Raw genomic sequence first — 26,785 nt, 5'->3', positions numbered from 1 at the left:
GGGAAGAAGGGCTCAAGACGCGCCATCTGCGCCTCCGTCAGCCAGAAAAGATCAGACATGGTCACCGCTCGTTTTTCGAACCGTGAATCACGCCGAAATGCGGAAATCAATGGGTCCTGACCCTAGTGTGAATGAGTTGCCATTCCATTTTCTAATGGGCATTTTGAGGCCGAGTCTAAGGCAGCGACTGTCAAGAAAGCTGTTCGGCATATCGTCTTCATTTTCGATGATGCTCGAATCTGGTAGATACTTTGCAACTTCAGGTGAAAAGTAACTGTTATCCGAAAAGAACCTTGGGATGGGATCCAAGTTAACTTCAATTTCGATCTCATCGCATTCTGCCAGACCTGCAAGCAGTGCGTCGTATCTATCGGTCGGTACATAGACGGCTAATTGAAAACCACCCACTGAACCGCTAAGCGATATTTCGGCCTGAGCAAGCTCCCCTAAAACCGCACTGTCCTCAAGTAAAACGCGAACCCTCTCGTACTCTTGATCAAACCCAAAGACTCCAAGACCTCTCACCCGATTGGCTTTATGAACGATACTTGCGACGCCCTCCAATGTAGGCCGGATGGGTTGCCACTGCACGTCTAAACGATCCGAGGTTTCTGCAGTATTCTTGTCTTCTAACTCCTCGGCAACTATCTCTTCGTCCTCAGCATTATGGTTTTTCAGCGACCAATCTTCATCCCATTCAGGTTCGCATTCGCCCAGTAGATTTTCTGGGACAAAACCGATGTGCTGAGTCAGGCTGTAACTTTCGAGACGTAGTGTCATTCTCCCGCAAGATCCTTGCTGGTACACCGTTCCTTGCTCGGGTGCCTGACCTTCCTCATATTCGATAAGTATACCGTAAGCGGTGCGCAGCCCCCACACTTTCGAGCTGACGCCTGATCTGCGATTCAGAGGCTTCTTTGATTTGTTGGGAGTTTCTCGATGGGAGCTACAAGCGAGTTTCTGGCAAGTGTGCCTCGCCGTGCGGACGGCAATCGGAATTGGCCGTCAGAGCTGAAGGCTCGGATTGTGGCGGAGACATTGATTGAAGGCGAGACGGTCAAGGCGGTTGCCAAGCGGTATGAGTTGATCCCCAGCACGGTGTCTGACTGGCGGCGGATGGCGCGACAGGGCAAGTTGGTTTTGCCCAATTTGGACGGCGTAGATTTTGTGCCTGTTGAGGTCGAGGAGATTACCCCTGCGCCTGTTGCCCAGCCTTTGCCTGTCACATCTTCCAGCACGATTGATGTGATCAAGGGCGATGTCATCGTTCGTCTTGATGCAGCAACGCCAACCGCGCGGGTCGCGGAAATCGCACGGGCCATGGGGACGTGATCACGCCATCCCACAATGTCCGGATTTTTGTGGCCAGTGATCCGGTCGACTTCCGCAAGGGTCATGACGGGCTGGCCGCTCTGGTGCAGGGTCATTTGCGACAGAAGCCCTTTGATGGGTCGGTTTATGTGTTCCGCGCCAAGCGGGCGGATCGGCTGAAGCTGATCTACTGGGACGGCAGCGGGCTGGTGATGGCGTATAAGCGGCTGGAGGATAACAGCTTCAAATGGCCCGCGATCAAGAACGGGGTGATGCGTTTGGAACCGGCCCAGTTTGAGGCCCTGTTCGCGGGTTTGGATTGGCGGCGCGTGCAGCCCTTGGAGGTCGCAGCACCTTCTGCGGCGGAGTGACTCACAGGGGCGTTTGCGCGGGTCATTCTGCCCTTGTTTTGCTATGAGATCGGGCATGAGTGTCCCTGATGATCTACCCAATGACATTGCCGAGTTGAAGGCGATCATCCGTGTGCAGCAGGATCAGAATGCCCGGCTCGAGGCCCTAGTTGCCTCCTTCAAGAAGGCGCTCTTCGGGAGCAAATCCGAGAAGATTGATCCAGGCCAATACGAGCTGGAGCTTGAAGACATCGAGACGGCCATCGCGCAGGTGGAAGCCGAGATTGATGCCGATAAGCGCACCGCGCCCGTGCGCCCCTCAAAACCGCGCCAGACCAACCGGGGGTCACTGCCCAAGCATTTGGAGCGGGTGGAAGTGGTCATCGAGCCTGAGCTGTCCTGCGCTTGCGGCGTCACGCGTCACGTCATTGGCGAAGATGTCAGCGAACGGCTGGACATCATCCCGGCCCAGTTCCGGGTGATTGTCACCCGCCGTCCCAAATATGCCTGCCGCTCCTGTGAAAGCGGGATCGCTCAGGCTCCGGCACCCGCCCACATCATTGCGGGCGGAATGCCGACCGAGGCAACGCTCGCCCATGTGCTCGTCTCAAAATATGCGGATCACTTGCCGCTCTATAGGCAGGCGCAAATCTATAGCCGCCAAGGGATCGATCTGGATCGTTCGACCTTGGCCGCATGGGTGGGCAAGTCGGCCTTCGAATTGACCCCGGTCTATGCGGCTCTTATGGCTGATCTGAAGCGCTCCACCAAGCTCTTCATGGACGAAACGCCTGCGCCGGTTCTGGCCCCGGGACGCAAACGCACCAAAAAAGGTTACTTCTGGGCGCTGGCCCGTGATGACAGGCCATGGGGTGGTGATGATCCCCCCGGTGTCGCCTTCACCTATGCGCCGGGACGTTCCGGCCAGCATGCAGACACTATTTTGGAAGGCTTCAGCGGCATCCTGCAGGTTGATGGATACGCAGGCTATAACCGCCTGCTCAAACGTCCGACACAGGAAGTAACCTTGGCCTATTGCTGGGCGCATGCTCGCCGCAAGCTGAATGAGGTAACCAAATCCACCTCAGCTCCGATTGCACAGGAAGGCTTGGCTCAAATCCAGGCGCTCTATCGCATCGAAAAAGACCTGCGCGGCCTGCCTGCCGATCAACGGCTTGCTGCACGACAGGACCGCTCAAAACCCAATATCGATGCATTCGAGCTTTGGCTCGCACAAAGCCGTGCACGCGTCTCAGCCAAATCGCCGACAGGAGAGGCCCTGAAATACATCGCCAAATACTGGGACGGGTTAATCCTGTTCCTCGACGACGGTCGCATCGAAGTCGACAATAATACCGTTGAGCGCACCATCCGGCCAATCGCCCTCAGCCGCAAAAACGCGCTCTTCGCAGGTCATGACGCAGGCGCACAAAATTGGGCCGTCATCGCGTCCCTGATAGAAACCTGCAAACTCAATGGCATCGAGCCACACGCTTATCTGTCTGGCGTCCTGACAGCCATCGCCGCGGGGCACAAACAAACCGATATCGACCAGCTGCTGCCCTGGAATTACGTCAGATCCGTGTGATCGGCGCACCGTTTACAGTATACCGTCTGTGCTCTTATCTTCTTCGAAGCGTCTTGCGAAAATAATTGGCATTATCAATCTCCAATACCTGGCCTAGTGTCGGTGCTTAAACAAGACGCACCAAACTTACTTGGAAAATTTTTGACCCTTCCACCATGCGCTCATATTTGTTCATGGTGGCGGGCGTCCCACCTACAGCTTCTCGAACCGTGCCTTCTGACGATCGGTCCAGGTGACGGTCAATTGATAGCCCGCATCGCCTGGTCTTTCGTCATCGACCACGGCCTCTTCATGCAGCCAGGCGCGCTTGCGGCCTTCGGTATAGGGCAAGAAAAGCTCTTCCGTCGTCTTTGGGGCGCTCAGCCGCTCTGACACCCTCTGCAACATCGGCGACAGGCCCTCCCCCGTCACCGCCGAGGTCACGAAAAGGTCCGGGTCGCGGGCGGCGCGGGCCTGAAGGGCGGCGGCCTCTTCCGGGGGCATCAGGTCGATCTTGTTCCAGACCTCGATCATCGGTGTGTCCCCGGTCACGCCCAGATCCGACAGGATCGCCATGACCTGCGCCCGCTGGTTTTCGGTTTCCGGATGGCTGATGTCGCGCACATGGACGATGACGTCGGCCTCCAGCACCTCCTCCAGCGTGGCCCGGAATGCGGCGACGAGCTGCGTCGGCAGATCGCTGATGAAGCCCACCGTGTCCGACAGGATCACCTCGTCGCCGGTTTCCAGCTCGACCTTGCGCATGGTCGGGTCCAGCGTCGCAAAGAGCATGTCCTTGGCCATGACCTGCGCCCCGGTCAGCCGGTTGAACAGAGTGGATTTTCCGGCGTTGGTATAGCCCACCAGCGCGACAATCGGGAACGGCACCTTGGCGCGGGCGGCGCGGTGCAGGCTGCGGGTCTTGACCACCTTGGCCAACTGCTTGCGCAGGCGATTGAGCTGGTCGTCGATGGCCCGGCGGTCGGCCTCGATCTGGGTTTCGCCGGGTCCGCCCACGAAACCAAGGCCCCCCCGCTGCCGTTCCAGGTGGGTCCAGGCCCGGACCAGCCGCGTGCGCTGATAGCTGAGCGCGGCCATTTCCACCTGAAGCACGCCTTCGCGGGTTAGGGCCCGGTCGCTGAAGATTTCCAGGATCAGGCCCGTGCGATCCAGCAGCTTGGCATCCAGTGCCTTTTCGAGGTTGCGTTGCTGCACCGGGCTGACCGGCCCGTCAATCAGCACCAGCCCGGCATTGGCGGCCTTGATGCGCGCCTTGAGTTCCTCGATCTTGCCCGATCCGAACAGCATGCCCGGATGCACCTTGTTCAGCGGCACGATCTCCGAGCCGACGACCTCCAGGTCAGGCAGCGCCACGGCGAGCGATACCGCCTCTTCCAGGGCGGGTTCCGGTGCGTGGCGGTCGGGATCGGTGCGAATATCCGGGTGCAGAACATAGCCCCGGGTAATGGGCCGGTCGTCACCCAATTATTCGTCCCCCAATTACTCTTCCCCGTCGTAGAGACTGATCGGGGTGGCCGGCATGATCGTGCTGATCGCGCTCTTGTAAACAAGCTGCGACTGTCCATCGCGGCGTAGCAACACGCAGAAGCTGTCAAACCAGGTGATGATCCCTTGCAGCTTGACGCCGTTGATCAGGAAGATCGTAACCGAGACCTTCGATTTACGGACATGGTTGAGAAACGCGTCCTGTAGGTTCTGCTTGTCGCTTGCCATTCTGGCTGTCCCTTTGTTCTTATTGCCGCGCGCCGGCTTGGTTTTTTCAATTCCGCCCAAGTATGTAATGCGTGGTCGCGAGTTTCCAGCCCAAATTCAAGCCACTGTGCAGGCGTTGCCTAGCTGCGCCAGAATTCGGGGTTGAGCAATGCGATGATGGCCAGCGCCTCGAGCCGGCCCAGGATCATGGCGAAGGCCAGCACGACCTTTGACAGGTCGGTCAGCCCGGCATAGGAAATGGGGTCCTCGGCCCCCACCACGGCCAGTGGTCCCGTCGTGGACAGGGCAGAAACGGCGAGCACCATGGCAGTTTCGAACTGCACACCAGTTGCGGCCAGCAGCACCATGACACCGGCGATGGAAATCGCGAAGATCATGAAGAAGATCCAGGCGATCTGTGCACCCTGGCGACGGATCCGCCGTGCCGTCGCCCCGGCCCCGGCGACAGAGGACGGGTGCACCAGACGCTGCAATTCGCGCTGCGAATGCTTGTAGAGCGCATAGACCCGCAAGAGCTTGATGCCCCCGGCCGTCGTCGCCACGCCGCCGCCGATCACCGCGAGGCCGACCAGCATCAGCCCGGGGGTGCTAAGTCCCGACCAGCTTTGCGCCACGGTCCATCCCGAGGATTCGAAGCCCGCGGTGGTCATGAAGGACAGGATGGTGAAGAAGCCGCCCCATGCCGCCATCAGCGCCGTGGACAGGCTATTGTCCACGCCCTCGGTTCCCAGTTCGAAGACATGCCGCGCCAACAGCGCGAGGGACAACAGCCCCACCAGCGAAAGGCCAAAGCGCAATTCCGGGTCGCGGGTGATGACCGATTTAGGGTCCTCGCCCGGCGCGCGCGTGAAGGTCAGATGCGACAGGGCGAAGATCAGGAACAGCGCGATCATCATTTCGCCCGCGATACCGGCGGACGAGAAATAGATCCCCCCGACCGGCGAAATCCCCGAGGTCGACATCACTGCCATCGCATGACACAGCGCCACGAAAGGCACCTCTCCGGCCACCGAAAGGCCGATCCACAACAGCAGGGTCAGGCCCGCGTATAGCGGCACGAAGCGCAGGATGTAACGGGCGAGCCGCTCTGCCGGTTCGGCGTCTGGCCCGATCTGGGCATAGCGATCCTGGCCCGTCCCGCTGCCGATCTGCTGATAGACCTCGAAGCCCCCAAGGTTCAGCGGCGACAGCACGGCCATGGCCGCAATCCACATCAGCAGGCCGCCAAGCCAGCCGACCAGCGCCCGCCACAGGTGCACCGAACGCGGCAAGTCGCGGGGATTGTCGAACAGGGTCGCCCCCGTGGTGGTGAAGCTCGACACCATCTCGAACCAGGCATCGAGAAGCCGCGTGCCCGATACCGCCTCGACCATGGGCAGGGCCAGCATGATCGGCAGGAATACAAAGGCCGCCAGCAAGGTGACGAGCAACCCACGCAACCCGAAACGCGGCTTGCGTCCGTCGGTGGCCAACGCCACGAAAAGCGTGATCACGAAGAACAGCAGGAAGCCGTAGAAGAACACCCGCATCGAAACGAAGTCTTCGACCACCGCCGCATGGGCGGCCGGCACGATCATCGCCAGCGCACCCAGCCCCATCAGCAGGACGAAGAGCGGGCGACGGGACAGGAAGGAGACCATCAGAAGAAGTCGATCGAGACCTGAAGCAGGCGCTCGACCTCGGCCACCTGGCTGGACACGGCGAAGATGGCGACCACGTCCCCTTCCTCGATGCGCAGGCCGCCATGGGGTTTTTCCATGCGCCCCCCTTTCAAGATACCGCCCAGCAGGACGCCTTCGGGGAAGTCCACGTCGCGCAGTTCCTTGCCGGCAATGGGCGAGGTCGTCAGGACCTGCGCCTCGATCACTTCGGCCTCGGCATCGCCGATGGAATAGACCGAACGCACCCGGCCATGGCGGATATGACTGAGGATCGAGCTGACGGTGGTAGCGCGCGGGTTGATATAGGCGTCCACGTCCAGCGGCCCCATCAACGGCACCAGTGTGGGATCGTTGGTCAGGCAGATCGCCATGGGACAGCCAAGCGCCTTGGCCCGAACCGCGGCCAGCAGGTTGGTCTTGTCATCGTCGGTCACGGCCAGCACGGCATCCGCGGAGCCGATATTGGCCTCTTCCAGGAGCGCGGCGTCCAGCCCGTCGCCATTGAGAACGATGGTTCGTTCCAAGGCATCCGCCGTGCGCTCGGCGATATCCCGATTGCGCTCGATCACCCGCACGCGGATGCGCTTCTCGCGCTTTTCAAGGGCCTGCGCCACCGCAAGGCCGACATTGCCGCCGCCGATGATGACCACCCGTTCCTGCTTGGCCTGGGTCTTGCCGAAAATCTCCAGCGTGCGGGCCATGTCAGGGGTTTCGGTGAAGACGTAGCATTCATCGCCCGGAAATATCTGGTCCCCGGCGCTGGGGGCGAAGAGTTTGCCCTTGCCATCGCGCCGGATGCCCACGACCACCGCCTTGAGCGTGGTGAACAGATCGGAAAGCTGCCGTAGAGGCGTGTTGATGACCGGGCAGTCCTCGTCGATCTGGATACCGAGCAATTGCGCGTTGCCTTCAAGAAAGCTTTCGGTGTCGAAGGCCGCAGGCGCGGCAAGGCGTTGGAGCGCGGCCTCGGCCACTTCGCGTTCCGGGCTGATCACCACGTCGATGGGCAGGTGATCGCGCCGGTAGAGATCGGCATAGATCGCATCCAGATAGCTTTGCGCCCGCAGCCGGGCGATCTTGCGCTGGACGGCAAAGACCGAATGGGCCACCTGGCAGGTGACCATGTTGACCTCGTCGGAATGGGTGGCGGCAATCACCATGTCCGCGTCGCGGGCCCCGGCCTTGTCCAGCACATCGGGGTAAGAGGCGAACCCGGCAATCCCCTGAACATCCAGCGTGTCCGTGGCCCGACGGATGAGTTCGGCATTGTTGTCCACGACCGTCACGTCGTTCTTTTCCGACGCCAGGTGCCGGGCGATCTGCCAGCCTACCTGCCCGGCGCCACAGATGATGACCTTCATGCCTGGTCCCTCGCTGATCCGTCAGTTGGTGGTGGCAGACGCCCGCGTCCCGGTCAAGCCGCGCCGATGGCGTCACCCCTCGGCTTCGTTCACATGGGCGACACGCGCGCCGGACTTGTTCGATGTCACGACACCCAGCGATTTGAGCTTGCGATGCAGCGCCGACCGTTCCATGCCCACGAAATTCGCCGTGCGGCTGATATTGCCGCCGAACCGGTTGATCTGTGTCAGCAGGTATTCGCGCTCGAACAGTTCACGGGCCTCCCGCAAGGGCAAGGTGGCCAGTGATCCCGACAGGATCACCCTGTCTTCGTCGCTGCCCTGTGCCTCGCCACCGGCGGGGATTTCCTTGGTTGCGATCGGATCAGGACTGTCACCAAGGATCAGGATGCGTTCGACGACATTGCGCAACTGGCGCACGTTACCGGGCCAGGGCATGGTCTGGAGAAGCGCGCCGGCCTCGTCGCTCAGGGTGCGCAGCGGCAGGCCCTGGCTTTCATGCAGCTCTTCGATGAAATAGCGCGCCAGCAACGGAATATCCTCGCGCCGTTCCTCCAGAGAAGGCACATGGATCGGCACCACGTTGAGCCGGTGATACAGTTCCTGCCGGAAATTCCCGGCCTCGATCTCGGCCTCCAGGTCGCGGCCTGTCGAGGAGATCACCCGCAAATCGACCTGCACCTTCTCGGTCCCGCCGACCCGCTGGAATTTCTGGTCCACGAGGACACGCAGGATCTTCGACTGGGTGCCCTCCGGCAGGTCGGCGATCTCGTCGAAATAGATGACGCCGCCATCGGCTTCCTCCAGCAATCCCGGTTCGACCCCGCGCCCGTCGGTTTCGCGGCCGAACAGGATTTCTTCCATCTGGTCCGGCGCAACCGAGGCGCAGCTGACACTGACAAAGGGCGCACCGGCCCGGTCTGACTGGGCGTGGATGTAGCGCGCCGCGGTTTCCTTGCCCGATCCGGGGTTGCCGGTCAGCATGACCCGCCCGTTGGATTTCGTGACCTTGTCCAATTGCCCCTTGAGGGTGCGGAAGGCGCCGCATTCGCCGATCATCTCGACCGCGCCGCTTTCGCCGCGCTTGAGCTCAAGATTTTCGCGGCGCAGGCGGCTGGTTTCCATCGCGCGCCGGATCACCACCATGAGTTGGTCGATGTTGAAGGGCTTTTCGATGAAGTCATAGGCCCCCTGTTTGATCGCGGCCACGGCGATCTCGATATTGCCATGGCCCGAGATGATGACGATGGGCACCTCCGGATGCTCGCGCTTGACATGGGAAAGGATGTCGATCCCGTCCATGGCGCTGTCCTTGAGCCAGATATCAAGGATCATCAGGGCCGGAAGGCCTTTGCCGATTTCGGCCATGCATTCCTCGGACCCGCCGGCGCGGCGGGTGGTAAAGCCCTCGTCCTCGAGGATGTCCGAAATCAATTCCCGGATGTCCCGCTCGTCGTCCACAATCAGAATATCGCTCATTGTCCCCTCACGCGGTTTTCGCGGCCGTTATGTCGGCCCCCGTTTCGGTCATTGTCAGTATGGGCAGTTCGATCACGGCCATGGCGCCCCGGTGCTCGACCCCCTCGAAGACGGGGGCGTCTGTCAGGGCCAATGTGCCGCCATGTTCCTCGATGATCTTGCGCACGATGGGCAGGCCCAGCCCGGTGCCCTTTTCGCGCGTCGTCACATAGGGTTCGAACAGCTTGGCCCGGTTTTCCGGCAACCCGATCCCGTTATCGCAGATGGTGATCCGTGCAGTCGTATCGTTGACCTCCAGCGCCACGCGTATTTCCGGCGCGAAGCCGTCGGGTGCCCCCTTTTCCATCAGGGTTTCAATGGCTTCCCCGGCGTTCTTGATCAGGTTCGTCAGGGCCTGCGACAGCATGGTGCTGTCTAGGCTGGCCAGCACAGGCGCACGTGGCAGATCAACCTTGAACGTCACATCGGGCTGGCCTGCCTCCTGCAGCGCCGTGGCGTCGCGGACCAGACCCACGATGTCATGTGTGGTCCGGTCGGGTTCCGGCATCCGGGCGAACTTGGAGAACTCGTCGACGATGCGGCGCAGGTCGTTGGTCTGGCGCACGATCACCTCGGTCATCTGCTCCAGGGTTTCGACCGACTCCGGCGGAACCTCCTTGCGGAACTTGCGCTTGATCCGCTCCGCCGACAGCTGGATCGGCGTCAGCGGGTTCTTGATTTCATGCGCGATGCGGCGCGCGACGTCTCCCCAGGCGGCCATACGCTGTGCGCTCACCAGGTCGGTCACGTCCTCGAAGGCGATCACGTAGCCGTCGAGCACCCCGCCCTCGCCGCGCCGCGGTGACATCCGCACCAGCAGCGTTTCCTGCTCGCCTCCACGCACCAGTTCCACCTGGCCCTGCGCCACGCGCCGGTCCTCGCTGACCAGCTTTTCGAAGAGCGGCGCGAATTCCGGCACGGCAACGGCCAAAGCCGTCCGTTTCGCCCCCTTGCCCATTTCCAGCAGTCGCGTCGCCGCGCGGTTCACGAAGGTGACACAGCCATCCGGGTCCAGCCCGACCACCCCCGAGGGCACCGAGCTGAGCACGCTATCGAAGAGCCGCCGCCGATCCTCGATCTGGCGGGTGTTCTGCAACAACTCCTCTCTCTGGTCGGCCAGCTGCGCGGTCATCTGGTTGAAATAGCGTCCAAGCTGCGCGATCTCATCATCGCCTGACTCTTCGCGCACCCGCACGGAAAGATCGCCCGCGCCAACCCGCTGCGAGGCGCCTACAAGTCGGCCAACGGGGCGCGACAGGCGTTCGGCGAACCACAGCCCCACCCAGATCGCCGCAAGGATCAGGATCACGGCGAACCCGAGGTAGATCAGGCCGAATTCGAACAGCACTCGGCCGCGCTCATTCTCCAACTGGCCATAAAGCTCGACGGTTTCCTGGGTGTCGTCCAGCAGTGACAGGATCTCGCCATCCACGGGCCGTGTGACATAAAGGTAATTGTCGGTGAAGTTTTCCAGCGGCATCAGCGCGCGGAACTCGTTATTGGCCCAATCCTCGATGATCAGGATGCCGTCCTGCCGGGCCTGGGCCAGCTGCGCCTCGGTCGGTTTCTCAAAATAGAATTCATAGGAACGTTCGCCACGCACCTCGATCTCGCCGGTGCCGTCCAGCACGAAGACCTCCGAAAGGCCGCGCTCGATCTGCGGCTGAACCCGCGACAGCGCCTGACGGATCTCGCCGCGCTCCATGAAGAAGGTCTGAACCCGCTGGGTGGCGAGATAGGCCGCAAGCGCACGCCCGTCACGGGCCACCTCCTGTCGGTGTTCTTCCTCGTAGGCCTGTGCGGCCTCTAGAGAATTGCCCACCACGTTGCGGACCCGTTCCGAAAACCAGCCTTCGAGCCCGATATTGATGGTCAGCACCGCAAAAACGGCCACCGCCACGGTGGGGATCAGCGCCAGAAGGCCAAACACCCCGGTCAGCCGCAAATGCAGGCGCGAGCCGGCCGATCGCGCCCGCCGGGCTGCGACCATGGTTGCGATACGCGCCAATACCAGCGAGGCGACGACAAGGATATAGACGAGGTCGACCAACAGGATCAGGCGCAACAGTTCCGTCCGCCCTGTCTGGTCAAGCGGGCGCAGTGCCGAGATCGTCAGGATCACCAGGACAGGCGCCAATGCCACCAGCACCAGGGTCAACGCGTTCTGAACCTGCCGCTTGCGGCGCCATCGGCTGAGGGCCGAAAGATTGAAACCCAAAAGGGAGCGCTGCACGCCGGGTGCCTCGTTCATTGCCGGACCGGATCCCGGTCCCTACCGCCTGTCTACCCGTCGGTCCTGCCCTGCGCTTGCTGCAAAGCGGCCACGGTTATGTTGCCGTTTTACATCAATTTGCGGCGTCGAGTCACGTGGAGATCGAGATCGGTTATCTTTTTTCTCAGCGTATTGCGGTTGATGCCCAGCAGGTCGGCGCAGCGGGCCTGGTTTCCACCGGTCGCATCCAGCGCAATCTCGATCAAAGGGGCCTCAACCTCGCGCAGAATGCGCTGGTAAAGTCCCGGCGGCGGCAATTCCGCCCCGTGCAGGTCGAAATAGCGCCGCAGATGCTTGGCCACCGAGGCCGACAGCTTGTCGCTGTCAGCGCCCCTCAGCGGCTCCATCGCGGGCTGGTTGCCCAGAACGATTTCGACCTCGGCACGGGTGATTTCGTCCTCGGTCGCGGTGGCGACGAGTCGCAGCACCACGTTTTCCAACTGCCGGACATTGCCCGGCCAGCTATAGGCGCGGCAAAGGTCCAGCGCCGAGTCCGACAGGCGGCGCGGCGGTGCCCCGTCGCGCTCGCTCCGGGCCAGGAAGTGCTCGACCAGAAGCGGGATGTCGTCGACCCGATCCCGCAGACCGGGCACCGACATGGTGACGCCGGCCAGCCGGTAATAGAGATCCTCGCGGAAGCTGCCATCTTCCATCTGTTCCAGCAGAGCCCCACGCGATGTGGCCATGACCTGCGGCGCGCTCTCTCCCATCGCATCCAGCATCCGCACGATACGGGCCTGGGTTTCGACCGGAAAATCCCCGACCTCGTCGAAAACCAGCGTGCCGCCCTTGGCCCGCGACAGCAGCGCCGACGGACCGTCCATCCCTTCCAGGTCGGCGGCCGAAGCCACGACATAGGGCAAGGTGCGCCGGTCCGAAAAGTCGTGAATGGTGCGGGCGATCAGGCTTTTGCCGGTGCCGCTTTCGCCGGTAATCAGAACCGAGAGCGGCGTGTTCATGACCCGCGCCACGAGCCGATAGATACCCTGCATCGCCGGGGTGCGCCCGATCAAGGGCAGGTCGCCATCACCGGCCTCGTCGCGGCCCTCGCGGCGGGCCGGGGCGCGGCGCTTGACCTCGAGTGCGCGGGCGGCCCGTTTCATCAGATCGGGCAGATCGAACGGCTTGGGCAGGTAATCGTAGGCCTCGGCCTCGGCGGCCTGGATCGCGGTCATGATCGTGTTCTGCGCCGAGATCACGATGACAGGGAGACCGGGTCGTGCCTCGGCGATCTTGGGCAGTTGTTCCAACCCGTTGCCATCGGGCATGACCACGTCCGATATCACCAGGTCGCCCTTGCCCTCGTCCACCCAGCGCATGAGCGTCACGATCGACGATGTCGCGTGCACCTTGCAGCCCGCCCGCGTCAGCGCCTGGGTCAGGACCGTTCGGATCGTGCGGTCGTCATCGGCGACAAGAACGGTTCCATCCATCAGTCAACATCCTCTTTCTTTGCAAGGTCGCGGGGCACGGTCGGCAGCGAGACGCGGAACACCGTGCGCCCCGGCACGCTGTCCACCGAGATCCAGCCGCCCATGTCGGCAACCAGCTTGCTGACCAGGGCAAGGCCCAGCCCGGTCCCGTTCTCGCGGCCCGATACGAAGGGCTCGAACACCTCGGCGGCGATATCGGGCGGCAGGCCGGGGCCGTCGTCGATGATCTCGACCTGAAGCGGAAGGCGCGCCTGGGTGCCATCCTTGCGGCGCAGCCGCAGCGACGGTTCGTAAAAGGTGCGCAGGGTGATCGAGCCGCCTGGCCCACCGGCCTCGGACGCATTCTTGAGAAGGTTCAGAAAAACCTGCTGCAACTGGTCTGGGTCGGCATAGGTCGCCGGCAGCGATGGGTCGTAATCCTCGATCATCATCATATGCGCGCCAAAGCCCACCGACGCCGATTGCCGGGCGCGGTCCAGAACGTCATGGATGTTGACCGGCTTGAGCTTCGGCGCCTGGACATTGCCGAACTGTTCGACCTGCTCCAGCAGCTTCACGATGCGCCGGGTCTCCTCGACGATCAGGTGGGTGAGCTCCAGGTCCTCGCCCGCCAGACCCATGGACAGCAATTGCGCCGACCCGGCGATCCCCGCCAGCGGGTTCTTGATCTCGTGGGCGAGCATCTCGGCCATGCCGATGGCCGAGCGCGCGGCGCGATAGCTCAGGGCGTTCTGGGCGATGCGGGTCGAGATCTCGCGCGGGGAGATCAGCATGAGCATCTGGTCGCCGGTCCCGGACAGCGGTGCGAACTGGACGTTGCACTGCAAGGGTGGCCGTTCTCCACTGCCCACATCCACATCATTGACGAAAAGCGGTGTGCGATAGTCGCGTGCCCGGCCAAAGGCCTCTTCCAGCGGCGCGTCGATCATCACCTTGTCCCAGACCAACGCCCCGTCCAGCGCCTTGGCCGACAGGTTGAGGAAGTTTTCCGCCGCGACATTGCTGTCGGCGATGGTTTCGTCGGGGTTCAGCAACAGGGCCGGCACCGGAAGCGAATTCCACAGGTCGGGATCAGTTATCATGCCGCCTGCCTTTCGCCGAGCGCCTGAGGCAGCAGCGCCAGGACGCGGGCCGGATCGGCCGTGGTCAGCACCGCGCGGCGCAACGACGGATCGGGTGCGGCGGCCTCCATGTACCAGCCCAGGTGCTTGCGGGCGACCCGTGCCCCGAGTGTGGCGCCATAGAAGCTCAGCATCGCCTCGTAATGCGCTGAAACCATGTCGATAAAGGCCTCGCCAGTTGGAATCATGGGCGCCGGATGCCCGTAAAGCTCGCTGGCCAGCTGCGCCAACAGCCAGGGCCGGCCCTGCGCACCGCGCCCGATCATCACGCCATCGCCGCCCGATTGCGCCAACGCCGCGCGGGCGCTAGCCGCCTCGGTGATATCGCCATTGGCAATGACGGGAATCGTGACCGCCTCTTTCACGGCGCGGATCGCCGCCCAGTCCGCGTGACCCTTGTAGAACTGGCAACGGGTGCGGCCGTGAACGACGATCGGTTGAATGCCTGCGGCCTCGGCCCGCCGTGCCAGCTCGGGCGCGTTCAGAAGGGCATCGTTCCAACCGAGCCGGGTCTTGAGCGTCACCGGCAGATCGGTGGCGGCCACGACCGCCTCGATCAGGCCAAGCGCATGGTCGAGGTCTTTCATCAAAGCCGAGCCTGAATAGCCCTGCGTCACCTTCTTGGCCGGGCATCCCATGTTGATGTCGATCATCGCCGCACCGTTATCGGTGACGCGCCGCGCCGCCTCGGCCATCCAGTGCGCCTCGCGCCCGGCCAGCTGCACCGCCGTGGCAGCCTCGGTCAGGCCCAGCTCGGCCTTTTCGCGCACGCCGGGCTTGGCTTGCACCATTTCCTGGCTGGCCACCATCTCCGACACGACCCAGCCCGCCCCGAAGGACGCCACCAACTGCCGGAATGGCAGGTCGGTGATGCCTGCCAGCGGGGCAAGAGCGATTGGAAACTGAGGGGTGGGCAAGTTCATGAGGTCGAGATAGCAAAGCGCTTTGAGCCTCACAATGAAATTTAGGTGAATTTTTGTGCGGCAAAGTGCCATTGCCTAATTGTTGGGCATTCCAGTCCGGTATCCCGCCCAGAACGCCCCTTTTCCAAGGCCGGCCCAGCGGCTAATCACATGCCCGAAGCAACCGGACGAGGCCCATGCGCAGCACAGCCATCATCGTTGCCGCCGGACGCGGGGTGCGCGCCGGTGGTGATCTGCCAAAGCAATGGCGGCAGGTCGCGGGGCGGACCGTGCTGGAACACAGCCTTGCCGTGTTCGAGGCCCATCCGCGCGTCGATGAAATTGTGCTGGTCGTCGCGCCCGAGGACATGAGCCATGTGGAAGCGCGGCACCTTGCCGACCGCGCCACCATCGCCGCTGGCGGCGCGACGCGGTCGCTCTCGGTCCTGGCGGGGCTGGAGAAGGCGACGGGCGACGTGGTGCTGATCCATGACGCGGCCCGCTGCTGTGTGCCATCGGATGTGATCCACCGGGTGCTGGATGGTCTGGCCGATGCGCCGGGCGCCGCCCCCGCCCTGTCCGTATCGGATGCGCTCTGGTCCGGGGCAGCGGGCAAGGTCACCGGCCTGCAGGACCGCACCGGCCTGTTTCGCGCGCAGACCCCGCAGGGGTTCCATCGGGACGCCATCCGCGCGGCCCATGCGGCGAGCGACGGCGCGGCGGCCGATGACGTGGCCGTGGCCCGTGCCGCAGGGCTTGACGTAACTATCGTCGAAGGCGACGAACGCAATATCAAGATCACCCTGCCCGGCGATTTTGCACGGGCCGAACAGCTTTTGGGGGCACAGATGGATATCCGCACCGGCAACGGGTTCGACGTGCACCGCTTCGGGCCTGGCGACCATGTGATGCTTTGCGGCGTGGCCGTGCCCTTCGACAGGGGGCTTCAGGGCCATTCGGACGCGGATGTCGGCATGCACACCGTCACCGACGCGATCTACGGTGCCTTGGCCGAGGGCGATATCGGCACCCATTTCCCGCCCAGCGATCCGCAATGGAAAGGCGCGGCAAGCGAGGTCTTCCTGGCCCATGCCTGCGATCTGGCGCGGTCGCTTGGGTTCGAAATCACCCATGTGGATTGCACGCTGATCTGCGAGGCCCCCAAGGTCGGCCCACACGCTGCCGCGATGCGCAAAGAGATGGCCCGGATCATGGGGATCGAGGTGGACCGCGTCAGCATCAAGGCGACAACCTCGGAACGGCTCGGCTTCACCGGGCGCGGCGAGGGGATCGCGGCCATGGCCACCGCGACGCTGGTGAAGCGATGACCCGGCTGGCCCATCTGATCGGCACCGTGCTTTACGTGGGCCACCTGCGCCCTGCCCCCGGCACCTGGGGGTCGCTGGCCGCCTTGCCCCTGGCTTGGGCCATCTGGCAGCTCGGCGGGCTATGGCTTTTCCTGCTCGCCATCCCCGTGGCCTTCGCCAAGGGCGTCTGGGCCACGCGGGTCTATACCGCGCAGGGGGCTGACCATGACCCGTCCGAGATCGTGATTGACGAGGTGGTCGGCCAATGGATCGCGCTGGCGCCCGTCATCATCGGCGCCCATGCCGCCGGGCAGGACATCCTGGCGCTCTATCCGGGTTGGATCGCGGCCTTTCTGCTGTTTCGCCTGTTCGACATCTGGAAGCCCTGGCTGGTGGGCCGGGCCGACCGGCGCGGCGATGCCATGGGCGTGATGCTGGACGATGCCTGGGCGGGCCTTTTCGCCGCCGTGATCACCCTGGGCCTGGCGGGCCTGTCGCACCTGGTGTTCCTGCCATGAAGGCCGCCGACCTGATCGACGTGGCCCGCGCTGCAGGCCAGATGATCGCCTGCGCCGAAAGTTGCACCGGTGGCTTACTTGGGGCCGAGATTACCGCGGTGCCGGGGTCGTCGGATGTGTTCGACCGGGGCTTTGTCACCTATTCCAACGCCGCCAAGGTCGAGATGCTGGGCGTCGACCCTGCCACCATCGCCGCACACGGCGCCGTGTCCGAGCAGGTGGCCGCAGAGATGGCGTTCGGTGCACTGGCCCGGTCCGAGGCCAACGTCGCGGTTTCGATCACCGGCGTGGCCGGGCCCGGCGGGTCGGAGCACAAACCCGAGGGCCGCGTTTGTTTCGGATTTGCCACGAAGGACGGTGTGAAAACCGAAACCGTTGAGTTCGGCGCCATTGGCCGCGCCTCTGTCCGGGCGGCTGCCGTGAACCACGCACTCGATCAACTGATGCACGCGCTTCAGCCGTAAAGCGCCTTCGCGCGGGCCTCGAAGGCGCGCACGATCCGTTGCATCGCCTCGTTGAAGAACATGCCCGCCGCGCCTTGCAGAAGCTTGTTGCGAAACTCGAAATCCACGCGGAACGCGACCTCGCAACCGCCATCGGCCTCGCGGAATTCCCAGGTGCTTTCCAGGTAGCGGAACGGCCCGTCGATATACTCGGTGTCGATCTGGCGCGCCTTGGGCCAAAGCGTCACCTTGCTGCCGAAGCGTTCGCGGAACACCTTGAAGGACACCACGAGGTCGGCCTCCATCACCTTGTGATCGCCGTGATCGGTCACCTTGCGGACCCGCGCGGCGGCGGTCCATGGCAGGAACTCCGGATAGCGGCCCACATCGGCCACAAGGTCATACATCTGCTGGGGTGTGTAGGGCAGATGCCGGGTTTCGGCATGGGCGGGCATCCCGCGCTCCTTTGTCTTCGTGACTCTTGCGCGTCATGTCGTAGAGTGCGGCCGGGAAATCAAGCACCTCGGGGATATTCAGGCCAGATGACGCAACAGACCTATGCCATTGATGAAATGATCTCGGCCAAGACCATCGCCGCCCGGATCGAGGACCTCGCCCGCGAGATTCGCGCCGAATTCGGCGATACCGAGCAATTGGTTGTGGTCGGGCTGTTGCGCGGCTCTTTCGTCTTCATCGCCGACCTGGTCCGCGAGTTGGACATGAATGTGGAGGTCGACTTCCTCGAAGCGTCCTCCTACGGCGATTCCATGGAAAGCAGCCGCGAGGTGCGAATCCTCAAGGACCTGCGCGGCGGAATCGAGGGGCGCGATGTTCTGGTGGTGGAGGATATCGTCGATACCGGTTTCACCATGAAACACGTGCTTGGCCTGCTGAAGGCGCGCAAGCCGCACAAGCTGCGGTCGATCGCTCTTCTGGACAAACCGACCCGGCGCGAGGTGGACGTGAAGGCGGACTGGACCGGGTTCGAGATCCCCGACGAGTTCGTCGTCGGCTATGGCATCGACTACGCGCAGCGCAACCGCAACCTGCCGTTCATCGGCAAGGTCCGGATGCTGTAGCGACCATGGGCGCTAGCGTGGTCCCAACCGCTCTGCCCGTGCCAACAGCCCGCTCACGATCCGCGACCGGAAAGCCCGCAGCCGTGCCGATCCGCCGATATCGGCATGGCTGGCCACCCAGATCGGAATCTCAAGGGCCATGTCGGGCCGATCCAACCGGTCCAGCCTCGGATCTCCGGCTGCCAGCACATGTGGCAGGATGGCATTGCCGAGGCCTTGCGCCACCGTTTCCCGCAGGATGATGAAACTGTCCGCCGCGGCGCGGACCGGGCCGGGCTTTGTGGTCTCCATGATCTCGGCCACGCGCGACCGTTCCAGCGGTCCACGCAGCCCGAGCCAATCGCGGGTTGGTGCCGACGCAGGCCCATAAGCGGCCAACCCCAGCGCCCCGGCCCGCTCTCCGATCAGGCCGTCGGGCAGGCGCATGGTGGGGCGCACGGTGATGTCGGCCTCCATCCGGGCGAGGTCCAGATGGGCATTGGTGCATGACATCTCGACGCAAAGCGCCTCGCCCTCGGCGGTCAGTTCCCGGCAGATCGGCGGCAGGACGGTTTGGCAAAAGGTGTCGGTGGAGGTGAGGCAAAGCGTGCCGGTCAGGCGCATCTCAACACCTTGCGCGACCCGGTCCACGGCGTTGATCGCCGCAGCAGCCTCGCGCGCGGCGTCGATCACCCGTCGATGGTCGGGGGGCACGACATACCCCGAGCTGGTGCGCTCGAAGAGTTGCAGTCCGATCCGGTCCTCGAAGGCGGCGACCCGGCGCAGCACGGTCGCATGGTTGACCCGCAGCCGCCGTGCGGCGGCACTGACCGAGCCTTCTTCGGCCACGGCAAGGACAAAGCGCAGGTCATCCCAGTTCTGATTGTGCATTATATCAGACCCCTTCCGCGAAAATTCAGACTGGCTTCGATTTTACTCACAGATATCGTGGAAGTCACCGGAACTGATTCAATCAGGAGTAATCTCGTGAAACGCCTTGCAACTGTCCTTACTGTCTTTTCCCTCACAGGCCTTGGCTCGACTGCGCTGGCCGAGTCCCATGTCGATCCGGCCATTGCCGGGGCCATCAAGGCTCGCCAGGCCCATATGCAGCTTTACGCCCACAATATCGGCGTTCTGGGGGGCATGGCCCGCGAACGTATTCCTTACGACGCCGAAGCCGCGCAGGCCGCCGCGTCCAATATCGCGGCGCTGTCCACGCTGAACCAGTCGACATACTGGCCCGAAGGCTCGGATACCTCGGTCGAAGGATCCAGGGCGTTGGCCGCGATCTGGGAAAACCTCGATGACGTGATGTCCAAATCCGAAGACCTGGTGATGGCCGCTGCCGTGATGGAAGACGCAGCCGGCCAAGGGCTCGGCGCGCTTCAGGGGGCCATCGGTGGACTTGGCGGGGCTTGCGGCGCCTGCCACGAGGATTACCGCCAGAGCGACGACTGATCCATGAGGTTGGGAGCACTGAAAACGGTGGCGGCGCTTGCCGTCACCGGGGCTGCGGCTGGCTGGTGGCTGACCGCGTCCGACCCGCTTCCCGACGATCACCTGAGCGCCGTCGTGGGCGATGCTGCCGCCGGAGAACAGGTCTTCATCGCCGCCGGCTGCGCGTCCTGCCACACCGCGCCCGAGGCCGAGGATAGTGAAGGCCCTCCGATACTGGCCGGGGGGCAGCATTTCGAAACCGATTTCGGCACCTTCTTCGCGCCCAATATCTCGACCGATCCGGTTCACGGAATCGGCGCGTGGTCCGACATGGAGCTGGTCAACGCGATCCAGCGCGGGATCTCACCCGAAGGGGCGCACTACTACCCCGCCTTTCCCTACACCTCCTATACCCGCGCGACGGCGCAGGACATGGCCGACCTGGTCGCCTACATGCGGACCTTGCCCGCCGACGCGACCCCGAGCCAACCCCACGAGGTCGGCTTTCCCTTCAATATCCGCCGCAGCCTTGGCGGTTGGAAATGGCTTTTCGCCGACGATGACTGGGTGATGACGGGCGATCTTGATCCACAACTGGAACGGGGCCGCTATCTGGTCGAGGCGCTGGGCCATTGCGGCGAATGCCACACCCCGCGCAACGCCCTGGGCGGGCTGGACCGGGGCAATTGGCTGGCCGGCGCGGAAAACCCGGATGGCGATGGCCGCATTCCCGATGTCACGCCCGACGGTCTGGGCTGGTCGGCCCCGGATATCGTGGCCTATCTTGAAAGCGGCTTCACGCCCGAATTCGACACCGCCGGTGGCAGTATGGTCGCGGTCATCAAGAACACCAGCCGCCTGCCGGCAGAGGACCGCGCGGCGATCGCCGCCTACCTGACCGCCCTGCCCTAAACGGCCGTTTCGCCCAGCTTCTTCAGCCGGTTTTCCCTCAACCGCGCGAAATCATCACCCGCATGGTAGCTGGACCGGGTCAGCGGCGTCGCCGAAACCATCAGGAACCCCTTGCCGTAAGCGGCCTTTTCATAGGCCGCGAATTCGTCGGGATGCACGAAACGGTCGACCGCGTGGTGCTTGGGCGTCGGTTGCAGGTATTGGCCGATCGTCAGGAAGTCGATATCGGCGGCGCGCATGTCATCCATGACCTGATGCACGGCCTGCTTGTCCTCGCCCAGGCCGACCATGATGCCCGACTTGGTGAACATGGTCGGGTCCAGTTCCTTGACCCGCTGCAACAGGCGCAAGGAATGGAAATACCGCGCGCCGGGGCGCACTTCGGGGTAAAGGCCGGGCACGGTTTCAAGATTGTGGTTGAAGACATCCGGCTTGGCCTCGACCACCACTTCCAGCACCGAGGGGTCGCATTTCAGGAAGTCCGGCGTCAGAATTTCGATCGTGGTGCCGGGGCTGCGCTTGCGAATGGCGCGAATGGTCATCGCGAAATGCTCCGCGCCGCCATCTTCGAGGTCGTCCCGGTCCACGCTGGTGATAACCACGTGGTTGAGGCCCAGTTTCTGCACAGCGTCAGCCACCCGGCCCGGTTCGAACACGTCCAGATCATCGGGACGACCCGTCGCGACGTTGCAGAAGGTGCAGCCACGGGTGCAAATCTCGCCCATGATCATCATGGTGGCGTGACCTTGCGACCAGCATTCGCCGGCATTGGGACAGCCCGCCTCTTCGCAGACCGTGACGAGCTTGTGCTCGCGCATGATCTTGTGGGTTTCCTGATAGCCTTTGGACGTTGGCGCCTTGACACGGATCCAGTCCGGCTTCTTGGGTTGCGCATTGTCGGCGCGATGCGCCTTTTCGGGGTGCCGGGATTCAGGAATCTTAAGGTCGCGCAATTTGGCCTCCTCCAGCCTGTGCTTTGCTCTGACCTAGGCCCAAACGCGGCAAAAAGCAATGAAACCCCGCCTTGCGCCGCTTGCAAGGCTCATCGGTCCCCATCAGCTATAGCGTGACCCCAATTGGCCGGACTGGCGGTAGTGTTCGACCAGCCGGGCCAGCGCGATGCGCAGCACGATCTTGCCGGAGCGTGCCGACCAGCCCATGGATTGCTCGGTCTGCTCCAACCCGTCCAGCAGGCAACAGGTGCGATAGACCACCTCGGCCAATCCCGGACCCAGCGCCTCGAAGGCGCGTTCCAGACGCGCCTTGACATCCATCCGACTGCCCTGTCCGCCCCGGCCGCTGCGCGGCCCGGTCATCATCGCCTGCCAGTCCTGACTGACACGCTGGCCGATATGGGCCACTTCGAAATCCTCGCGCAGCCGCTCGGCTGCATGCACCATGGCCGGCGTCAGGAAAGGTTCGCCGAACTTGTCTTTGCGCCGGGCCAGCGCGCGCACGGGGCTGTCGGCAGCGGCCAGCCGGGTGCTGCGCAAGGGCGTGGCCTCGTCCATACTCTTGGCATGGGCAAAGGGCGTAGGCGCTTCGGCCATTTCGCGGGCGCGGTTCTCTGAGCGGGCAATCAGGTCGCGCAGCGCCGCCCGCCCGGTCCCCGAGATGCGATAGCGCACGACCCGCCCCTTCGGGCTGCCCGGATCGAGGAAGTCGCGCACGACCAGGGCCCGCGCCACGCGCAGGTCCAGTGGCTCGGCCAGGTCTTGCCCGGCCTCCGCGCCGTCCCGCACGATCACACCGCGCCCCATATCCGGCGCCACAGCCAGCAGGGCCGTCGGTTCCGCAAGCCGCCGCAGCGCCTGCAACTGTTCGAGGTTCGAGACCGCGGCGGCGCCACCGGACCCGTCCGATGCCAGCACCCGCAGGGCCTCGTCCATCAGGGGGTCCTCCCGGCGTTGCTCGACCTTGCGCACCTGGCGCATGATGGTCGAGGCATGGCAATCGGCGCGCCGTGCGAGGGCGCGGATCGACTGGCCATAGACCGTGTGCAGAAGGTAGTGCCGAACGTGCTCCGGCACCCAGGTCGGCATTGAAACCGACATCTTGTGTTCAAATGACATTGCCCGTTCCCATCCTCGTCACGCCAACAGCGCGTGACCAATCCGGCACACAACCCACTCGGGACCGTGTTGCCATAGAAGAAACATTATCCACATTTTGTGAGCTTCGTTTCCAAATCGTAAACGATTGTTAACGCGCCGTTCGCAGGGTGTTATCCACACGCAACACACGCGGGGGTTGCGCTAAAAGGATTGCGAAAACAACCGGGAGATAGGAATGGAAGACGTCCTGACACGCGTTTCGCGCCTCGAACGACCGCTGATTTTGGTGCAAACCGCCCGCCACGGGTTAACCGATTATTGCCGCAATCGCCATCTCCGGCGCCTGTTGCAGACCGAAACCCTGCCCCGCGCCACCGATGCGGTCGTGCGCCTGTTGGACCTGGAGGCGATGTTGGACCTGCAACGCCGGCAGGACCGGGCGGCCTATTCCATCGCCCGCCATATAGAGGTGCTGATCGCGTTGATGTCGGAAGCAGCAAGCCTGCGGGCAATCCGGAAATCGCGCCGCAGGCTGGCCCCGATGGGGTGACGCATCAGGTGAAAGCGTCGGGCATGCTGGCCTTCTTCTCGGCCACATAGGTGTTCAACGCCTCGTTGATCGCGGGGTCGAGGGGCGGCTGCTGGTAGTCGGCCAGCATCTTGTCGACCCGCAGCCGGGCCAGTTGGCGGGTGTCGCGCCCGCCCTCTTCTTCCCAGGTCTCGAAGGGCTTGTAATCGAGAAGGTCCGAGCGCCAGAAGGCGGATTTGAAATTCGCCTGGGTATGGGCGCAGCCCAGGTAGTGCCCGCCCGGGCCGACCTCGCGGATCGCGTCCATGGCCTGGGCGTTCTCGTCGATCTCGACGCCGCTGGCGATGCCATGCAGCGCGCCAAGCTGGTCGGCATCCATCACGAATTTCTCGAAATCCGCGACCAGGCCACCTTCGAGCCAGCCACAGGAATGCAGCATGAAATTGACCCCGGCCAACAGGCCGACATTCAGGCTGTTGGCCGTTTCGTAGGCGGCCTGTGCATCGGGCAGCTTGGAGCCGTTGAACGACCCCGCCGACCGATAGGGCAGCCCCAGACGCCGGGCCAATTGCCCGGCGCCATAGGTGATCTTGGCAGCCTCGGGGGTGCCGAAGGTGGGTGCGCCCGAGTTCATGTCGATCGAGGTCACGAAGGTTCCGAAAATCGCCGGGGCACCCGGCCGGATCAGCTGGCTGTAGGCGACGCCGGCCATGACCTCGGCCAGAACCTGCGTCAGCGTCCCCGCCACGGAAACGGGCGCCATGGCGCCGCCCACGATGAAGGGGCTGATGATCGACGCCTGGTTCTTCGCGGCATAGACCTCAAGGGCCCCCATCATCGTCGCATCGAAGGTCAGCGGCGAGTTGATGTTGATCAGCGAAGTCATCACCGTGTTCTGGTCGACGAAATCCGCGCCGAACAGGATCTCGGCCATCTCGACACTGTCGCGCGCACGGTCAGGATCGGTGACCGAGCCCATGAACGGCTTGTCCGACAGGGTCATATGGGCCAGCAGCATGTCGAGGTGGCGCTTGTTCACCGGCACGTCGGTCGGTTCGCAGACCGTGCCGCCCGAATGGTGCAGCCACTTCGACATGTAGGCCAGCTTCACGAATTTCTGGAAATCGTCCATCGTGGCATAGCGGCGGCCGCCATCCACATCGCGCACGAAGGGTGGACCATAGACCGGGGCCAGCACGAGGTTGCGCCCGCCGATCACCACGTTGCGGTCGGGGTTGCGGGCGTGCTGGGTGAACTCGGAAGGCGCGGTCTTGATCAACTCGCGCGCGAGGCCCTTGGGCAGGCGGACCCGTTCGCCGGTGACCTCGGCCCCGGCGGCCTTCCAGCGCTCCAGCGCCTCGGGGTTGTCGACGAAGGCGACGCCGATCTCTTCGAGAACCTGCTCGGCATTCGCCTCGATGATCGCGATGGCCTCTTCGGTCAGGACCTCGAAATTGGGCACGTTGCGTTCGATGTATTTCGCCGTTTCGAAGCTGACGGCGGATCGCTGCGCCCGGCGCGCGGCCCCGCCGCCGCCCCGACCCCTGCGCCCTGCCCGTGCTTTGCTTGCCTCGCTCATGCCGCGACTCCCTGCAATATGGTGCTTTTGAAAGGTCATACCGTCCCGCGCGCCGTGGATAGATCGGATTTGCGCCCCTTTGGGTGCGAAAGCGACATGCGCGTGCTTGCATGGCCTCCGCTTCCGGCTTAATTGGCCCCATGGACAGCCTCAGCCACGACCGCCTTCTCATCATCGATTTCGGCAGCCAGGTGACGCAATTGATCGCGCGCCGCCTGCGGGAATTGAACGTCTATTGTGAAATCCACCCGTTCCAGAACGTCACCGATGCCTTCCTGGAGGCGTTTGCCCCCAAGGCGGTGATCTTCTCGGGCGGACCGGATTCGGTGATGCGCGAGGGCAGCCCGCGCCCCCCGCGAAAGGTCTACCAGCTTGGTGTGCCGATCCTTGGCATCTGCTATGGGCAGCAGGTCATGATGCAGGACCTGGGCGGCAAGGTCGAAGCGGGCGAACACGCCACCGCGGAATTCGGCCGCGCCTGGGTTTCGCCGGTCGACACGCACCGGCCCGACTTCCTCAATGGCTGGTTCATGGACGGGTCCGGCCGCGAACAGGTCTGGATGAGCCACGGCGACCATGTCTCGGAAATCGCTCCGGGTTTCCAGGTTTTGGGCACCTCGCCCGGCGCGCCTTTCGCGATCACGGCCGATCTGGACCGCCGCTTTTACGCGGTGCAATTCCACCCCGAGGTGCACCACACCCCCAATGGCAAGACGCTCTATGAAAACTTCGTGCGCGACGCGGGGTTTTCCGGCGACTGGACCATGGGCGCCTATCGCGAGGAGGCCATCGCCAAGATCCGCGAACAGGTCGGTGACAGCCATGTCATCTGCGGCCTGTCCGGTGGTGTCGACAGTTCGGTCACCGCGATCCTTCTGCACGAGGCGATCGGCGATCAGCTGACCTGCGTTTTCGTCGATCACGGCCTGTTGCGCCAGAACGAGGCCGACGAAGTGGTCACGATGTTCCGGGACCACTACAACATCAAACTGATTCACGCCGACGAAACCGAACTTTTCCTGGGTGAGCTTGAAGGCGTCAGCGACCCGGAAACCAAGCGCAAGACCATCGGCAAACTCTTCATAGACGTGTTCCAGAAATACGCGGGCGAGATCGAGGATGCGGAGTTTCTGGCCCAGGGCACGCTCTACCCCGATGTGATCGAGTCCGTCAGCTTCTCGGGCGGTCCCTCGGTCACGATCAAGAGCCACCACAACGTCGGCGGCTTGCCTGAAAAGATGGGGCTGAAACTGGTCGAACCCCTGCGCGAGCTGTTCAAGGACGAAGTCCGTGCGCTGGGCCATGAGCTTGGCCTGCCCGCCAGCTTCATCGGCCGCCACCCCTTCCCCGGCCCCGGCCTCGCGATCCGCTGCCCCGGCGAGATCACCCGCGACAAGCTGGAGATCCTGCGCAAGGCCGATGCGGTCTATATCGACCAGATCCGCAAGCACGGGCTGTATGATGAAATCTGGCAGGCCTTCGTGGCGATCCTGCCCGTCCGCACCGTGGGCGTCATGGGCGACGGCCGGACTTATGACTATGCCTGCGCCCTGCGCGCGGTGACCTCGGTGGACGGGATGACCGCCGACTACTACCCCTTCAGCCATGACTTCCTTGGCGAAACTGCCACGCGCATCATCAACGAGGTGAAGGGCATCAACCGCGTCACCTATGACGTGACCTCCAAGCCGCCCGGCACCATCGAATGGGAATGA

Annotated in this window: 26 protein-coding genes; 11 read left to right on the top strand and 15 right to left on the bottom strand. The window is 63.4% G+C overall.

Annotated features, from left to right (window positions below; genetic code table 11):
• Positions 1–87 precede the first annotated feature (87 nt).
• Positions 88–780: a hypothetical protein gene (locus DFK10_RS14435; protein ID WP_109389737.1), complete on the bottom strand. Its 693-nt coding sequence runs from the start codon at positions 778–780 to the stop codon at positions 88–90.
• Between the two features lie 159 nt (positions 781–939).
• Here DFK10_RS14435 and DFK10_RS14430 point away from each other — a divergent pair, with 159 nt between their 5' ends.
• From DFK10_RS14430 to tnpC, 3 genes are read left to right on the top strand one after another with little or no spacing between them, the layout of a single operon-like run.
• Positions 940–1,332, top strand: a complete 393-nt coding sequence (locus DFK10_RS14430; RefSeq protein ID WP_109389736.1) for a transposase — start codon at positions 940–942, stop codon at positions 1,330–1,332.
• Positions 1,329–1,682 (top strand): IS66 family insertion sequence element accessory protein TnpB, encoded by a 354-nt coding sequence (gene tnpB / locus DFK10_RS14425; RefSeq protein ID WP_109389735.1) that lies wholly within the window; start codon positions 1,329–1,331, stop codon positions 1,680–1,682. Before DFK10_RS14430 ends, tnpB begins: the two co-directional genes overlap by 4 nt.
• Before the next feature lie 55 nt (positions 1,683–1,737).
• Positions 1,738–3,249, top strand: coding sequence for an IS66 family transposase (gene tnpC, locus DFK10_RS14420; protein ID WP_109389734.1), 1,512 nt, complete (start codon positions 1,738–1,740; stop codon positions 3,247–3,249).
• A gap of 192 nt (positions 3,250–3,441) precedes the next feature.
• On the opposite strand, the gene hflX is transcribed toward tnpC, so the two are convergent.
• The 9 genes from hflX to dusB form a co-directional block, all read right to left on the bottom strand.
• A complete protein-coding gene (gene hflX, locus DFK10_RS14415) occupies positions 3,442–4,713 on the bottom strand; it encodes a GTPase HflX (protein WP_109389733.1) in 1,272 nt (423 codons plus the stop codon).
• Between the two features lie 15 nt (positions 4,714–4,728).
• Complete coding sequence (hfq, locus tag DFK10_RS14410; RefSeq protein ID WP_109389732.1) at positions 4,729–4,962, bottom strand: RNA chaperone Hfq; 234 nt, start codon at positions 4,960–4,962, stop codon at positions 4,729–4,731.
• A gap of 119 nt (positions 4,963–5,081) precedes the next feature.
• The gene (locus DFK10_RS14405; RefSeq protein WP_217810168.1) at positions 5,082–6,602 is read right to left on the bottom strand and encodes a TrkH family potassium uptake protein; all 1,521 of its coding nucleotides are present in this window, start codon (positions 6,600–6,602) and stop codon (positions 5,082–5,084) included.
• Complete coding sequence (gene trkA, locus DFK10_RS14400) at positions 6,602–7,984, bottom strand: Trk system potassium transporter TrkA (protein ID WP_109389731.1); 1,383 nt, start codon at positions 7,982–7,984, stop codon at positions 6,602–6,604. Before trkA ends, DFK10_RS14405 begins: the two co-directional genes overlap by 1 nt.
• Positions 7,985–8,056: 72 nt before the next feature.
• Complete coding sequence (ntrX, locus tag DFK10_RS14395; protein ID WP_109389730.1) at positions 8,057–9,463, bottom strand: nitrogen assimilation response regulator NtrX; 1,407 nt, start codon at positions 9,461–9,463, stop codon at positions 8,057–8,059.
• 7 nt (positions 9,464–9,470) lie between these two features.
• On the bottom strand, positions 9,471–11,753 hold the full coding sequence (locus tag DFK10_RS14390; RefSeq protein ID WP_109389729.1) for a sensor histidine kinase NtrY-like: 2,283 nt from the start codon (positions 11,751–11,753) through the stop codon (positions 9,471–9,473).
• An 89-nt stretch (positions 11,754–11,842) separates the two neighbouring features.
• The gene (locus tag DFK10_RS14385; RefSeq protein ID WP_109389728.1) at positions 11,843–13,207 is read right to left on the bottom strand and encodes a response regulator; all 1,365 of its coding nucleotides are present in this window, start codon (positions 13,205–13,207) and stop codon (positions 11,843–11,845) included.
• The gene (locus DFK10_RS14380; RefSeq protein ID WP_109389727.1) at positions 13,207–14,289 is read right to left on the bottom strand and encodes a two-component system sensor histidine kinase NtrB; all 1,083 of its coding nucleotides are present in this window, start codon (positions 14,287–14,289) and stop codon (positions 13,207–13,209) included. The genes DFK10_RS14385 and DFK10_RS14380 overlap by 1 nt, the downstream gene beginning before the upstream one ends.
• A complete protein-coding gene (gene dusB, locus DFK10_RS14375; RefSeq protein ID WP_109389726.1) occupies positions 14,286–15,251 on the bottom strand; it encodes a tRNA dihydrouridine synthase DusB in 966 nt (321 codons plus the stop codon). The genes DFK10_RS14380 and dusB overlap by 4 nt, the downstream gene beginning before the upstream one ends.
• A 176-nt stretch (positions 15,252–15,427) precedes the next feature.
• Between dusB and DFK10_RS14370 the strand changes: the two genes are divergently transcribed.
• The 3 genes from DFK10_RS14370 to DFK10_RS14360 are packed head-to-tail and all read left to right on the top strand — an operon-like array spanning position 15,428 to position 17,519.
• Entirely contained in the window at positions 15,428–16,558 is a 1,131-nt protein-coding gene (locus tag DFK10_RS14370) for a bifunctional 2-C-methyl-D-erythritol 4-phosphate cytidylyltransferase/2-C-methyl-D-erythritol 2,4-cyclodiphosphate synthase (RefSeq protein WP_109389725.1), read from the top strand.
• Complete coding sequence (locus DFK10_RS14365) at positions 16,555–17,055, top strand: phosphatidylglycerophosphatase A family protein (protein WP_109389724.1); 501 nt, start codon at positions 16,555–16,557, stop codon at positions 17,053–17,055. The genes DFK10_RS14370 and DFK10_RS14365 overlap by 4 nt, the downstream gene beginning before the upstream one ends.
• Positions 17,052–17,519, top strand: a complete 468-nt coding sequence (locus tag DFK10_RS14360) for a CinA family protein (protein WP_109389723.1) — start codon at positions 17,052–17,054, stop codon at positions 17,517–17,519. Before DFK10_RS14365 ends, DFK10_RS14360 begins: the two co-directional genes overlap by 4 nt.
• Here DFK10_RS14360 and DFK10_RS14355 read toward each other — a convergent pair.
• A complete protein-coding gene (locus DFK10_RS14355) occupies positions 17,510–17,953 on the bottom strand; it encodes a type II toxin-antitoxin system RatA family toxin (protein ID WP_109389722.1) in 444 nt (147 codons plus the stop codon). The two genes, DFK10_RS14360 and DFK10_RS14355, sit on opposite strands and share 10 nt — an antisense overlap.
• Before the next feature lie 87 nt (positions 17,954–18,040).
• Here DFK10_RS14355 and hpt point away from each other — a divergent pair, with 87 nt between their 5' ends.
• Positions 18,041–18,577: a hypoxanthine phosphoribosyltransferase gene (gene hpt / locus DFK10_RS14350; RefSeq protein ID WP_109389721.1), complete on the top strand. Its 537-nt coding sequence runs from the start codon at positions 18,041–18,043 to the stop codon at positions 18,575–18,577.
• A 12-nt stretch (positions 18,578–18,589) separates the two neighbouring features.
• On the opposite strand, the gene DFK10_RS14345 is transcribed toward hpt, so the two are convergent.
• Positions 18,590–19,447: a LysR family transcriptional regulator gene (locus DFK10_RS14345; RefSeq protein ID WP_109389720.1), complete on the bottom strand. Its 858-nt coding sequence runs from the start codon at positions 19,445–19,447 to the stop codon at positions 18,590–18,592.
• A gap of 96 nt (positions 19,448–19,543) precedes the next feature.
• Between DFK10_RS14345 and DFK10_RS14340 the strand changes: the two genes are divergently transcribed.
• Positions 19,544–20,017, top strand: a complete 474-nt coding sequence (locus DFK10_RS14340) for a c-type cytochrome (protein WP_235866856.1) — start codon at positions 19,544–19,546, stop codon at positions 20,015–20,017.
• Between the two features lie 3 nt (positions 20,018–20,020).
• Positions 20,021–20,908 (top strand): cytochrome c, encoded by an 888-nt coding sequence (locus DFK10_RS14335; protein WP_109389719.1) that lies wholly within the window; start codon positions 20,021–20,023, stop codon positions 20,906–20,908.
• On the opposite strand, the gene lipA is transcribed toward DFK10_RS14335, so the two are convergent.
• Both lipA and DFK10_RS14325 read right to left on the bottom strand, forming a co-directional pair.
• Positions 20,905–21,861 (bottom strand): lipoyl synthase, encoded by a 957-nt coding sequence (gene lipA, locus DFK10_RS14330; RefSeq protein WP_109389718.1) that lies wholly within the window; start codon positions 21,859–21,861, stop codon positions 20,905–20,907. The two genes, DFK10_RS14335 and lipA, sit on opposite strands and share 4 nt — an antisense overlap.
• A 102-nt stretch (positions 21,862–21,963) precedes the next feature.
• Positions 21,964–22,980, bottom strand: coding sequence for a DUF6456 domain-containing protein (locus DFK10_RS14325; protein ID WP_109389717.1), 1,017 nt, complete (start codon positions 22,978–22,980; stop codon positions 21,964–21,966).
• Between the two features lie 217 nt (positions 22,981–23,197).
• Here DFK10_RS14325 and DFK10_RS14320 point away from each other — a divergent pair, with 217 nt between their 5' ends.
• Positions 23,198–23,512 carry a DUF6477 family protein gene (locus DFK10_RS14320; protein WP_109389716.1) on the top strand — a complete coding sequence of 105 codons (315 nt, stop codon included), beginning with the start codon at positions 23,198–23,200 and terminating at the stop codon, positions 23,510–23,512.
• A gap of 4 nt (positions 23,513–23,516) precedes the next feature.
• Here DFK10_RS14320 and DFK10_RS14315 read toward each other — a convergent pair whose 3' ends face one another.
• The gene (locus DFK10_RS14315) at positions 23,517–25,070 is read right to left on the bottom strand and encodes a trimethylamine methyltransferase family protein (protein WP_109389715.1); all 1,554 of its coding nucleotides are present in this window, start codon (positions 25,068–25,070) and stop codon (positions 23,517–23,519) included.
• A gap of 140 nt (positions 25,071–25,210) precedes the next feature.
• Here DFK10_RS14315 and guaA point away from each other — a divergent pair, with 140 nt between their 5' ends.
• Positions 25,211–26,785, top strand: coding sequence for a glutamine-hydrolyzing GMP synthase (gene guaA, locus DFK10_RS14310; RefSeq protein WP_109389714.1), 1,575 nt, complete (start codon positions 25,211–25,213; stop codon positions 26,783–26,785).

The sequence above is a fragment of the Salibaculum griseiflavum genome (assembly GCF_003129565.1).
GTDB classification, from domain to species: Bacteria; Pseudomonadota; Alphaproteobacteria; order Rhodobacterales; family Rhodobacteraceae; genus Salibaculum; species Salibaculum griseiflavum.
The sequence above is the reverse complement of the archived record's forward strand: the minus strand, read 5'-3'. Positions and strand labels throughout refer to the sequence as shown.